The sequence below is a fragment of the Streptomyces sp. NPDC107546 genome (assembly GCF_055639175.1).
On sequence record NZ_JBVKBA010000017.1, the window covers coordinates 70918 to 83187 of the forward strand.

Genomic DNA, 12270 nt, shown 5'->3' on the forward strand with positions numbered 1-12270 from the left:
TTCAGGCATGCAGGTCCACTCCTTCCATCGCGGCCACGAGTTCGTGGTCGTGCCAGCCGCGGGCGATCTCTGAGGTCACACGGCCCTGGAACATCACCAGGACCCGGTCGCACATGCGCAGGTCGTCGAGTTCGTCGGAGGCGATGAGTATCCCGGTGCCGGTCTCCGCGGTCTCCTGGACCTTGCCGAGCAGGAACTCCTTGGAGCGCACGTCCACGCCCGCGGTCGGGTTGATCAGAACCAGCAGCCGGGGGTCGTCGGCGAGGGCGCGGGCCATGACGACCTTCTGCTGGTTGCCGCCGGAGAGGGCGGAGACGGGCAGGTCGGGGCCGGGCGTCTTGATCGCCAGGTGCTCGATCATCCCCTGGGCGAGCCGGTCCCGTCGGCTGCGGCTGAGCAGTCCGTTCCTGCCGATCCTGCGGGGAACGGACAGCGTGGCGTTGTCCGCGATCGACATGTCGGGCACGAAGCCCTGGTGGTGCCGGTCCTGCGGGACGAACCCGGCGCCCGCGGCGAGGGCGGCGGGCACGCTGCCCGGACGCGGACGGTTGCCGGCGATCTCCACCTCGCCGCTGTCGGCGGCCCGCAGTCCCACGACGGTCTCGGCCACCTCGGTGCGTCCGCTGCCCGCGGCCCCCGCGAGCCCGACGATCTCCCCGGCGCCGACCTGGAAGCTGATGTCGCCGTAGGTCTCGCCGCTCAGACCCCGGACGCTGAGCGCGGCCGTGGCGCGGGCGTCGACGGTGCTCGCCCGTTCCTCGCGGCGTTCGGCCGCCGCCTCACCGGTCATGGCGGCGACGAGCTCGGTGCGGGGGAGTTCCGCGACCGGGGCGGTCAGGATGTGGCGGGCGTCCCGGAACACCGTCACCATGTCGCAGATCTCGTAGATCTCCTGCAGGTGGTGGCTGATGAACAGGAAGGTCACGCCCTGGCGTTGCAGGTCGCGGATGCGGTCGAAGAGCCGGTTGATCGCTGCCGCGTCGAGCTGGGCGGTCGGCTCGTCGAGAATGATGAACCGGGCGCCGAAGGACAGCGCGCGGGCGATCTCCACGAACTGCCGCTGCTCCACGCTGAGATCACCGGCGGGGGTCTGCGGGTCGACGTCCACGGACCAGGTCGCCAGCAGGTCCTGTGCGCGGCGGCGCACCCCCTGCCAGCTGATGAGGCGGTGGCGGCCGTGGTCGTGCCGGTTCAGGAAGAGGTTCTCGGCGACGGTCAGCGTGGGGATGATCGTCGACTTCTGGTAGACGCAGGCCACGCGCTGCCGCCAGGCGTCTCGGTCCGTGAGCCGTGGCGCCGGGTCGCCGCCGAAGGTCACCGTCCCCTCGTCCGGAGCCTGCAGGCCGGTCAGGACGGACACCAGGGTCGACTTGCCGGCTCCGTTGCGGCCGACGAGGGCGTGCGTCTCGCCGGGCCTGATGGTGATCCGGGCGCCGCTCAGGGCCACCGTCGGACCGAATCGTTTGACAATGCCCGTCGCCTCGACGACGGGCGGATCGGCCGGGATCCGTCCGTCGTACGCCGGGGCGGGCGCGGGGCTGACTGCTCGCTCCCCGTCGCTCATCTCAACCGCCTTGGTCTCGTTGACTGCTGGCCGCCAGCTGACGTGCTGTCAGTTGAGGTTGTTGCCCCACAGCGACTTGTCGTCGCTCTTGACGCTGGGCACGCCGCCGTAGGTGCCACCGTCGACGGTGACGAGCGGGGCCGAGAGCTGGTCCTCGAGCAGCCCGTCGCGGACCTGGATGATGGTGCTGTTGTGGTCGGTCTTGCCGGGCTGGAACATCTTCCCGTCGATCGCCGCCTTCAGGTAGTACAGGGCGTACTTGGCGTACAGGTCGGCCGGCTGGGAGACGGTGGCGTCGATGTTGCCGGCCGCGATGTCCTTGAGCTCCTCGGGGATGCCGTCGTTGGACACGATGAAGACGTGCTTCTTGTCCTTCGGGCCGACCAGCAGGCCCTTCTGCTTGAGCACCTGGAGCGTGCCGGACAGGGCGAAGCTGGACTCCATGTAGACGCCCTTGATGTCCGGGTTGGCGGTCAGGTCGGTCTGGAGCTTCTGCGCGGCGACCGCGCCGTCCCAGTTGGTGGCCTCACCGAGCACCTTGATGCCGGGGTAGTTCTTCTTCATGCAGTCGTTGAACGCCTCGGTGCGGTCACGGCCGTTGATCGAGTCGAGGCCGCCCTCCAGCATGACGACCTTGCCCTTGCCGCCGAGCTTGGTGCCCAGGTACTGGCAGGCCTTCTCGCCGTACGCGCGGTTGTCGGCCCGCACCACCATGAACACCTTGCCGGTGTCGGGGCGGGTGTCGACGGTGACGACCGGGATCTTCTTCGCCTCCAGTTGCGACAGGGTCGGCGCGATGGCGGCGGTGTCCTGCGGGGCCATCGCGATGCCCTTGACGCCCTGACTGATGAACGTCTGGGCGTTGGCGGTGAGTTTGGCGACGTCGTTCTGCGAGTTGGTGGTCTTGAGCGAGAGGCCGAGCTGCTTGGCGTACTCCGGCGTGTACTTGATGTACGAGTTCCAGAAATCGGTGTCGGAACGCGGGTAGTCGACCCCGACCAGCGGCGCGTCGCTCGACGTGGACGCGGTGCCCGAGCCGCTGCTGCAGGCGCTGAGCAGCGCCAGGGCGGACAGGGCCGAGGCGGTGGAGCAGAGAGCGGTTCTGAGTCTCATCGGTGATTCCTCGCGCTGGTCCCGGAGCGGGAGATGGTTTGCAGGGCGACAGTTGTGTGCCGCCGCATCGAAGAGATGGGATGTATGTATAGGCGGCGAACGAGGGTGCTGTCTAGACGTCGGAAGAAACCGCTGGAAAGGAGATGTATGTGAAGCCCACCCCGGTGGCCGGGGTCTAAATCAATCCCATCAATGATGCGTATTCGTGATGCGCTGACGGCTTGTCCATGGACGTCCCGGGTGGCGTCACGTCCCTCGCGCGTCCACGTAGACATTCCATGTCTGATGCCTGACAAATTGGTCATTACTGCCTATGTATGCACGAAACCGCGAGACAGGAGGGTGCTTTCATCCCCGCACGCCCGTTGACATCTGTGCGTCACATGGTCGAACTTCGTGCGTAACGCCAGGCGCTCCAGAGCCGTGGGGCGTCGTGTGTCCCCTTGTCCCCCACTTCAGGGATGTCCTCATGTCGAGCTCGTTCAACAGACGCCAGTTCCTGGGCGCCGCCACATGCGTAGCCGCGGCAGCCGTCGCCGGAGGCGGCCTCGGGGCCGGCGTCGCACAGGCGGCACCGAGCACCTACACACCGGCGTGGACCTCGGTCGACCAGCACCCGCCCGCCCCCGAATGGTTCCAGGACGCCAAGTTCGGCATCTACTTCCACTGGGGCGTCTTCAGCGTTCCCGCCTACGACAGCGAGTGGTACCCGCGCAACATGTACATAGCCGGCAGCGCGGCCAACCAGCACCACATCGCGACCTACGGCGATCCGTCCGTGTGGCCGTACCACAACTTCATCAACGGGGCGAAGGACCTCGCCGGGAACACCGTGCAGTTCGCGCCGAAGCTCAGGTCGGCGGGCGGCAACTTCGACCCCGACGCGTGGGCGCAGCTGTTCGTCGACGCGGGCGCGAGGTTCGCCGGACCGGTCGCCGAACACCACGACGGCTTCTCCATGTGGAACAGCCAGGTCAACGAGTGGAACTCGGTCGCCAAGGGCCCGAAACTCAATCTGCTGCAGCTGTTCACCACGGCGATCCGGGCCAAGGGGCTCAAGCTGCTGGTCGCCATGCACCACGCGTACAACTTCAACGGCTACTACGACCACGTCCCCGCGCAGTCGGACCCGAGCCTGCAGAAGCTGTACGGGCAGTTGGGCAGGACGCAGGAGAACCAGCTCTGGTACGACAAGCTCAAGGAGGTCATCGACCTCGCCCAGCCGGACATCCTCTGGCAGGACTTCGATCTGAGCAGGGTCGACGAGACGCAGCGCCTGAACTTCCTGTCCTACTACTACAACCAGGCCAACGCCTGGGGCCGTGAGGTCGTCGCCACCTACAAGGACGGTTTCGACAACAAGGGCGAGGTCTTCGACTACGAGCGCGGCGGCCCGGCCGACCTGACCGCGCCGTACTGGCTCACCGACGACAGCATCTCCAGCTCCAGCTGGTGCTACACGCAGGGCATCGGCTACTACAGCACCCAGCAGATGCTGCACTCGCTCATCGACCGGGTGAGCAAGAACGGCAACATGCTGCTGAACATCGCGCCGATGGCCGACGGCACGATCCCGCAGGGACAGAAGGACGTCCTGCTCGGCATCGGCGACTACCTGAAGCGCTTCGGCGAGTCGATCTACTCGACCCGGCCGTGGACGGCGTACGGCGAAGGCCCGACGAAGATGGGCGGCGGCTCCTTCACCAGTCCGACGGCCGGCACCGCACAGGACATACGCTTCACCCGGAACAAGGCGGGCACGGTCCTGTACGCCACCGTCCTCGGCTGGCCCGGCAGTTCGCTGACGATCAAGACCCTCAGCTCCGACCGGATCGATCTCTCCTCGCTGACGTCGGTGAAGCTGCTCGACTCGACGGCCGGCAGCTACATCAGTCTCGCCACGCCCACGCAGGACGCCTCCGGGCTGAAGGTGACCCTGCCGTCGTCGGCGCCGTTCAGCGCCAACGCGTACGTTCTGAAGCTCTCCTTCTCCGGGCAGATCCCCAGCCTGCGGCCCCTCTCCGGCGCCGTCGTCTTCGGGGACGTCAGCTACTCGGGCACGACCGCCGTGCTCCCGGCCGGCGACTACACCGCGGACCGGCTGACGCTCGCCGGTCTCGGCCCACTCACCCTCTCGTCCCTGCGCCTGGCTCCCGGCTTCCAGGTGATCGGCTACTCGGGAGACAACTTCACCGGCACCTCGTGGACCTTCACCGCCGACAACCCCGACCTCCGGGTCACCGGCAACAACGACCAGATCACCTCGCTGAAGGTCCAGCTCAATCCGTCGACGTACTTCCGGATCACCAACGTCACCGACGGCCTTGCCCTGGACAGCGGGGGCAACGTCGCCTCCGGGTCCAACCTCAAGCAATGGACCTGGGACGGCAGTCCCAACCTCCAGTGGCAGGCGGTCGAGGTCGGCGGCGGCTACTACAAGCTGGTCAACCGCACCAACGGCATGGTCGCCGACGGTTGGGGGGACACCGGCAACGGTTCAGCGGCCAGGCAGGCGCCGTGGAACGGCGGCACGAACCAGCAGTGGACGATCACCCACCGAGGAGACGGCCGCTACACGATCGCCAACCGCACCACCGGTCTGGTCCTCGACGGCGGCGGCAACGTCGCCTCGGGCTCCGTCACCAAGCAGTGGGGGTACGGAGGCAGCACCAACCTGCTGTGGACCTTCACGGCCCTCTGACCCTCCCACCCGCATGACAAGCGGCTGCGGCGGGCGCGCTCCATGCACTGCCCGGCGCAGCCGCCTTCTCTGCGCGGCGGAATCACTGCCGGGCGAACTGGACCTCGGTCGGTTGCACGACGTTCGGCCGCAGCGCGTGGCCGGTCGGTCAGGACGCCGTGCCGGTGACCGCGCTTCCCGACCTCGTAACGTGGTAGGTGACGGTGGCGCCGCTCCAGAAGTGGAAGGTCAGCGTCACCGGTTCCCCGTCGTGCAGCGCGTTCAGGAAGTCGGAGGTCAGGATGATCGTGCCGCCCGGGTAGTCCGGCGAGAAGGCCCGGTTGAACTCCTGGTAGGGAGTCCAGCTGGTCTGGCCGGCGTTGCTGCCGTCGGCGTACGTGGCCTCCATGGTCGCCAGCACGTCACCCCGGTACTGCGTGGGAACGGTGAACGAACCGGTCGTGCCCGTCGCGTTCGACAGCACCGGAGTGTCGTACGTGATCACGTCGATCTGCCAGGGCAGCCCGCGGGAGAACCGCGCCCGGAGCGTCGCGTTCACCCCGTAGGCGCGATCGCCGGTCAGCCGGGCCAGCGCACCGGCCGTGAGGGTCAGCTGGTTGCCGGAGACGGTGTAGTCCCGCCCCGCGACGAGCTGGGTGTCGCCCTGCCACAGTCCTTGGAAAGTGGTGCCGTTCGGGTTCAGAGTGAGCGTCTGGGCCGTGACGGGGCTCGACTTGGGCACGAAGACCTTGTCGAAGGAGGCCGTTCCCGAGCGGGTGGTCCAGCTCGACTTGATCCAGGCGAACAGGGCCGGATCCCGCCATTGCAGGGTCGAGCGGTTCAGGAAGGAGAACGGGTCCCACAGGGCGGTGGTGACCCCCGAGACACGCGCCTGGTATCCGAGCTGCTCGAAGTACTTCAGCCCCTCGCCCCGCTCGATGGGGTCGGGATGGGTGTAGTCCGGCCAGCTCAGCGTGCCGTACTCGCCGACATAGACGGGGATGCCCTTGGCGACGAACGTGTCGTGCATGCGGCCGAAGGCGTCGGTCAGGTCCTTCTGCGCGGTGGCGTCGTACCGGGTGCCGCCCGCGACGTTCACGCTGAACGGGTACCAGCTGTAGTAGTGCACCGTGGCGACCAGATTGCTGTCGTGCAGCGCGTTGATCGCGGCGGACAGGTCGTCCATGAGGGTCTGGGAGGGCGTGCAGCCCTGCGTGGGCAGGACGAGCAGGCGGCTTACGTTGCCACCGCCCGAGGAGCGGACGATGGTGTGGAAGGAGGTGTTCAGCTCGTTGAGGAGCTGCGTCTTCTGGGCGTCCGTGGCGTTGTTGAACTGCGGCTCGTTGACGCTCTCGAAGAGCAGGGCGCGCGGCTCGTCGCGGAACGTGGCGGAGATCTGGGTCCAGGTCGCGTCGAAGCGGGCGAGCACGTTGTCGTGGTCGGTGGGCATGTTCGCGATCCACTGCCACGAGTCGTGGTGGACGTTGAGCACGACGTAGAGGCCGTCGGCGAGCGCCCAGTCGACCACCTGCTTGACACGGCTCATGAAGGTGGCGTCGATGGTGTAGGGCGCGGTGGCGGACTGGTGGTCGGTCCAGGTCACCGGGATGCGGACGCTGCGGAAGCCCTGCGCGCGGATGGTGTCGAACAGGCTCTTGGTGACCGGCGGGTTGCCCCAGGACGTCTCGTCCGGAATGGCGTCCAGGGTGTTGCCCAGGTTCCAGCCGGGCTGCATCGCGGCGACGGCGTCCATGGGGCGGGCCGGAACTCTGACCGTCGACCGTGCAGGTTGCGCCGCGCTGTCGGTCGCGGCGATCGAGGTTCCGCCGGACAGCCCCAGGATGACGAGCAGCGTCAGCAGCAGGGCGGCCAGGCGTCCGGGGCCGCGGCTGCGGTGGTGCGCGGGTTGCCGTATGTGCTTCATGCGTGTCGTCCCCTTCGGTCGGTCGTCCCTTTTCGGTCGGTCGTGCGTGCCGGTGTGTCCTGTCCTTCTGGCGGTTGCGTTCCTTGGCGGCAGGGGAGTGGGCCGGCTCAGCGGCTGACGGGCTCGTACTCGAACCAGTCGAAGTGGACGGTGCCTGCCGCGGCGTACATACCGATGACCCGGCCGGTGAAGCCGCCGGCGACCTCGGTCGACAGGTAGCGGCCGTCGAGGGCCGCGAGTTCGACGAACGTGCCGTCGGGCTGCTCGACGCCCAGGGAGACGACATCGGGTCCGGTGCACGGCCCGTGCGGAGGCGGCGGGTCGCTCATCGTGACGCCGAGGACCACAGGGCCGTCGGGCACGGGCTGTGCGGCCACGACCGTGCGCAGGGAACCGACGCGCGCGATCACCCGCACCTCCGCGCCGGACGCCTCGACCGCGTAGTGGTGCCGCTCGTCCAGCCGGACGGCGAGTCCACCGCGTCCCTCCGAGGGATCGATCAGCGTGCGTACCCGGCACGACGCGTGCTGCTGGCGCCGGCCGGTGAACACCACGTCGGGCTCGTCCAGGGAGTCGCCCCGCGCGCGGAGCGTCAGCCACCCGGGGCGCTCCTTGGTGGTGCAGTGCTCGGCGGGCCGGTCCCGCAGGGAGATCCAGGACGGCCGCAGGTCGCTGAGGTCGAAGTCGTCCCGGTGCTCCTCGACGGGGCCGGGGGAGAGCGGCCACGGGAGCGTCGAGAGGTCCAGGGCGACCTCGCCGACGACCGGCCAGCCGTCCACCCAGGTCACGGGCGCCAGGAAGGTCTCCCGGCCGAGCACGTGCCAGCCCGGGGTGCCACCGCGCGGCCGCACGCCGAGCAGCACCATCCACCAGGACCCGTCGGGGCCTTGGACCAGGTCCGCGTGCCCGGTGTTCTGCACGGGGTGGTCGGTGCTGCGGTGGGTGAGGATCGGGTTGGCCGGGCACGGCTCGAACGGACCGCCCGGTGTACGGCCGCGGGCGATCGACACGCCGTGGCCGCGCTCGGTGCCGCCCTCGGCGATGAGCAGGTACCAGTGGTCGCCGATCCGGTACAGGTGCGGGGCCTCCGGGGCCTTGGCGCCGGGTGCGCCCGACCAGAGCTTGCGCGGTGTTCCGTACGTCTGTCCGGTGGACGGGTCGATACGGACCTGCGAGACCCCGGCGACCGTGCACCAGCAGGTGCCGTCCTCGTCCCAGGCCAGGTCGGGATCGATACCGGGCACGCCCGGCGCCCATACGGGATCCGACCAGGGCCCCGCGGGGTCGGTGGCCGTGACGATCAGGTTGCCGCCGCCCTCCCGGACATTGGTGACGATCAGCCAGAAGCGTCCGTCGTGGTGGCGCAGAGTGGGGGCGTAGATCCCGCCGGAGGACGGCATGGAGGTCGGCAGCCGTAGTTGGTCCGGCCGGTCCAGGGCGTTGCCGATCTGCGTCCAGTGCACCAGGTCGCGACTGTGGAAGACGGGGACGCCGGGGAAGTACTCGAAACTGGAGCAGGCGAGGTAGTAGTCGTCGCCCACGCGGCAGACGCTGGGGTCGGGGTGGAAGCCGGGGATCACGGGATTGGCCGCGCGGGCGGCGTGGTGCTGAACGGGCACCCCTTCGGTCCTTTCGTCGGGTGAGCCGCCGGACGGCGGCTCCGGGAGTCACGGCCTGCGCAGCACCGCGCGACGGCCGGGCGGGAGTTGGGCCCTCGGGGAGAGCGTCGAAGCGCTTCACTGGCAGGCGAAAGGTAGTGGACGACTTTGACGTGAAACAAGAGCTGTGACAGCGAGAAACTTCCTACCACCAGGTCCATTGACAGGCTGCCAGGGCGGGTGGCCAGCGTCGATGCGCTTCGACACCCGGCTTCGCGACCGATGTTCCGCGCCCACCTGCCGAGGGTGTGTGCTGTGCGCTCCGGGTCCCCGCGTCGGCCGGCTGTGCGGCTTCCGGTCGCCACGGTCACGGATGCGGGCAGGGCAGGCACCCCACTCGGCGCGAGCAGGCCTGCCCGGTGACGCCAACTGTGCATTTCTCACTGCCAGTTCATGACAAAGGTGACTGTCGCGCTCCTGCCACGCATGACAATCTCGCTCCCGTCGGACACGCCGGACGAAGGGGTGGCATGGACAAGCGGTACGAGGTGTTCTGTCTCGCCGACCGGCATTTCTACGAGACCCCCGAGCGGCTGGCCGCCGTCCGCGAGCAAGCCGGGCCGCAGGAGTTCGAGCCGGCGCTGCGCCCGGCCCCCGAGGGCTGGCGGCGCAGTCGCAAGGGGGACTGGCTGCATCTGAGGCCGTCCGGCGCCCCCGGGCCCGCCCAGGGATGGAAGATCCACGTCTCGGCGTGTCTCGACAACGCCGAGAAGACCGCCGCCAAGCTGTGGGACTACTGCGTGCCGCGCGGCATCCCGTTCAAGTTCGTGCCCAGTGCCCGAGAACTGTTTCTGCGTAACTCCAAGTACGCCGACCGCGGCGGCAGCGGCAAGTTCGCCACCGTCTACCCGGGCGACGAGGAACAGCTGCACACCGTGCTGCGCGAACTGGACGAGGTGCTGGCCGGCGAGCCCGGCCCGTACATCCTCACCGACCTGCGCTGGAACGACGGCCCACTGTACGTGCGCTACGGCGCCTTCGCGCCACGCTACTGTGCCGACGCCACCGGCGCGCTGGTGCCGGCCATCGAGGACGACCGGGGCCGGCTGATACCGGACCGCCGCGACCCGGTGTTCCAGGTGCCGTCGTGGGTGCGGCTGCCGGCCTTCCTGGAACCCCAGCTCGCCGCGCGCGCCGCCACCACCGTCGCCGACCTGCCCTACCGGATCGAGCGGGCGCTGCACTTCTCCAACGGCGGCGGCGTCTACGCCGGCACCGACACCCGTACCGGCGACCAGGTGGTCCTCAAGGAGGCCCGCCCGTACGCCGGACTCGCGGCGGACGGCGCCGACGCGGTGACCCGTCTCGAACGGGAGAAGACGGCCCTGGAACGGCTGACCGGCCTGGACGTCGTGCCCGCGGTGCGCGACTGGCTCGACATCGGCGGCCATCGGTTCCTGGTGATGGACTTCCTGCCCGGCCGCACCCTCAACGCGTTCTTCGCCGAACGGCACCCGCTGGTCGCCTCGCGTCCCGACCCGGAGGCCGTGGCCGACTACACCCGCTGGGCGCTGCGGCTGCACCGGGCGGTCGAGGAGGCCGTCGCCGCCGTGCACGGGCGCGGCGTGGTCATCGGCGATCTGCACATGTTCAACATCATGGTGGCGCCCGACGAGAGGTCGGTGGCCCTGCTGGACTTCGAGGCCGCGGCCCCGGCCGAGGACGGCGCCCGCCAGACCGTGGCGCACCCAGGTTTCGTGGCACCGCCCGACCGCACCGGCTTCGCCATCGACCGGTACGCCCTGGCATGCCTGCGGCTGGCGCTGTTCCTTCCACTGACGACGCTGCTGGCCATCGACAGGGGCAAGGCCGCCCACCTCGCCGCACTGGTCGAGGGTCACTTCCCGGACGTGCCGCGCAAGTGGCTCGCCGAGGCCGTCGCGGAGATCGAGGGCGGTGCGCCCGCCGCGGCACCGCCCGCGGATCTGCCGCAGGTGGCCGACTGGCCGCGCAGTCGGGACGTGATGGCCGCCGCCATCCTCGCCTCCGCCACCCCCGAACGCGACGACCGGCTGTTCCCGGGCGACATCGCCCAGTTCGGTGACGGCGGCGGGCTCGGCATCGCGCACGGCGCGGCCGGCGTCCTGTACGCCCTCGCCGTCACCGGCGCCGGGCGGTACCGGGAAGGTGAACAGTGGCTGCTGCGGCACGCCGCCGACCCGCCGCGCGGCACCCCGCTCGGTCTGTACGACGGGCTGCTCGGCGCCGCGTACGTGCTCGACGGGCTCGGTCACACCGACGCCGCGCTGGAGATCACCGACCGGGTACTGCGTGAGAAGTGGGACCGCCTCGGCATCGGTCTGCACGGCGGGCTGGCCGGCGCCGGCCTGGTCCTGGACCATCTGGCGCGGCACGACGCGGCGCTGCACGAGCACGCCGACGACGTGGTGCGGCTGACCGCCCGTCGGCTGACCGCCGCGCCGCCGGACCGCACCGGACTGCTGCACGGCGCGACCGGAGCGGCCCTGCTGTTCATCCGGCGCCACGAACGCACCGGTGACCCGGCGCTGCTGGACGCCGCCGCCACCGCGCTCCGCACCGACCTGGCTCGCTGCGTGCACCGACCGGACGGCACCCTCGTCGTCGACGACCGCACCCGCACCCTGCCGTACACCGGCGCGGGCAGCGTCGGCATCGCCATGGTGCTCGACGATTACCTCGCGCACCGCGACAACCCCGAGTTCGAGACCGCCCGGGCCGCCATCCTGCCGGCCGCCTGCTCGCGCTTCTACGCGCAGCCCGGCCTGTTCCGCGGCCGGGCCGGCATGGTCCTGCACCTGGCCCGCACCACCACGCCCGGCGAGTGCCCGGCCGCCGAACTCCCCGTCCAGCTCGCCGCCCTCGACTGGTACGCCATGCGCCACGGCAGCGGGCTGGCGTTCCCCGGCGACCAGATGATGCGGCTGTCCCACGACCTGGCCACCGGCACGGCGGGCTGCCTGCTCGCCGCCGGGGCGGCCCTCCACGCGGAGCCCGTCGGGCTCCCCTTCCTCCCGCCGCCACGGCCGCGGGACCACGAGCCGGCTCCGGACCCGGAGTCGTGACCAACCATCCCCGTCCCCACGAGGACACGGAAGGAAAGGAAACGATCATGTCGCTTCTCGACCTGCAGACGATGGAGACCCCGGAACCGCAGGAGGACGAACTGCACGGCGGCGGCAGCGAGATCAGCCTGACGCTGTGCAACAGCGTCGCCAGCGTCACGCTCTGTCTCTGACGCGCCGGTGGCCCTGACGGGCCGGCGCTGACACGTCCCGGGCGGCCTGGAGCCGCCCGGGACACACTCTTTGATCCCACCGCGATCCCACTGCGATGCGATCCCACCGCGACC

At 69.8% G+C, this 12270-nt stretch carries 7 protein-coding genes; 3 read left to right on the forward strand and 4 right to left on the reverse strand.

The window, feature by feature from the left end:
• Position 1 precedes the first annotated feature (1 nt).
• Positions 2-1564 (reverse strand): sugar ABC transporter ATP-binding protein, encoded by a 1563-nt coding sequence (locus tag ACZ7L1_RS24305; RefSeq protein WP_471440074.1) that lies wholly within the window; start codon positions 1562-1564, stop codon positions 2-4.
• Positions 1565-1612: 48 nt separating this feature from the next.
• Entirely contained in the window at positions 1613-2677 is a 1065-nt protein-coding gene (locus ACZ7L1_RS24310; protein WP_471440075.1) for a sugar ABC transporter substrate-binding protein, read from the reverse strand.
• A gap of 469 nt (positions 2678-3146) precedes the next feature.
• On the opposite strand from ACZ7L1_RS24310, the gene ACZ7L1_RS24315 reads away from it, so the two are divergent.
• On the forward strand, positions 3147-5378 hold the full coding sequence (locus ACZ7L1_RS24315) for an alpha-L-fucosidase (protein ID WP_471440076.1): 2232 nt from the start codon (positions 3147-3149) through the stop codon (positions 5376-5378).
• Positions 5379-5526: 148 nt separating this feature from the next.
• On the opposite strand, the gene ACZ7L1_RS24320 is transcribed toward ACZ7L1_RS24315, so the two are convergent.
• Together ACZ7L1_RS24320 and ACZ7L1_RS24325 are read right to left on the reverse strand one after the other, a co-directional pair.
• Positions 5527-7281 (reverse strand): cellulase family glycosylhydrolase, encoded by a 1755-nt coding sequence (locus tag ACZ7L1_RS24320; protein WP_471440077.1) that lies wholly within the window; start codon positions 7279-7281, stop codon positions 5527-5529.
• A 107-nt stretch (positions 7282-7388) separates the two neighbouring features.
• Positions 7389-8900, reverse strand: a complete 1512-nt coding sequence (locus ACZ7L1_RS24325) for a glycoside hydrolase family 43 protein (RefSeq protein WP_471440078.1) — start codon at positions 8898-8900, stop codon at positions 7389-7391.
• A gap of 509 nt (positions 8901-9409) precedes the next feature.
• On the opposite strand from ACZ7L1_RS24325, the gene lanKC reads away from it, so the two are divergent.
• Both lanKC and ACZ7L1_RS24335 read left to right on the forward strand, forming a co-directional pair.
• Entirely contained in the window at positions 9410-11983 is a 2574-nt protein-coding gene (lanKC, locus tag ACZ7L1_RS24330) for a class III lanthionine synthetase LanKC (protein ID WP_471440079.1), read from the forward strand.
• Positions 11984-12030: 47 nt separating this feature from the next.
• Complete coding sequence (locus ACZ7L1_RS24335) at positions 12031-12156, forward strand: SapB/AmfS family lanthipeptide (protein ID WP_388989746.1); 126 nt, start codon at positions 12031-12033, stop codon at positions 12154-12156.
• Positions 12157-12270: the final 114 nt, after the last annotated feature.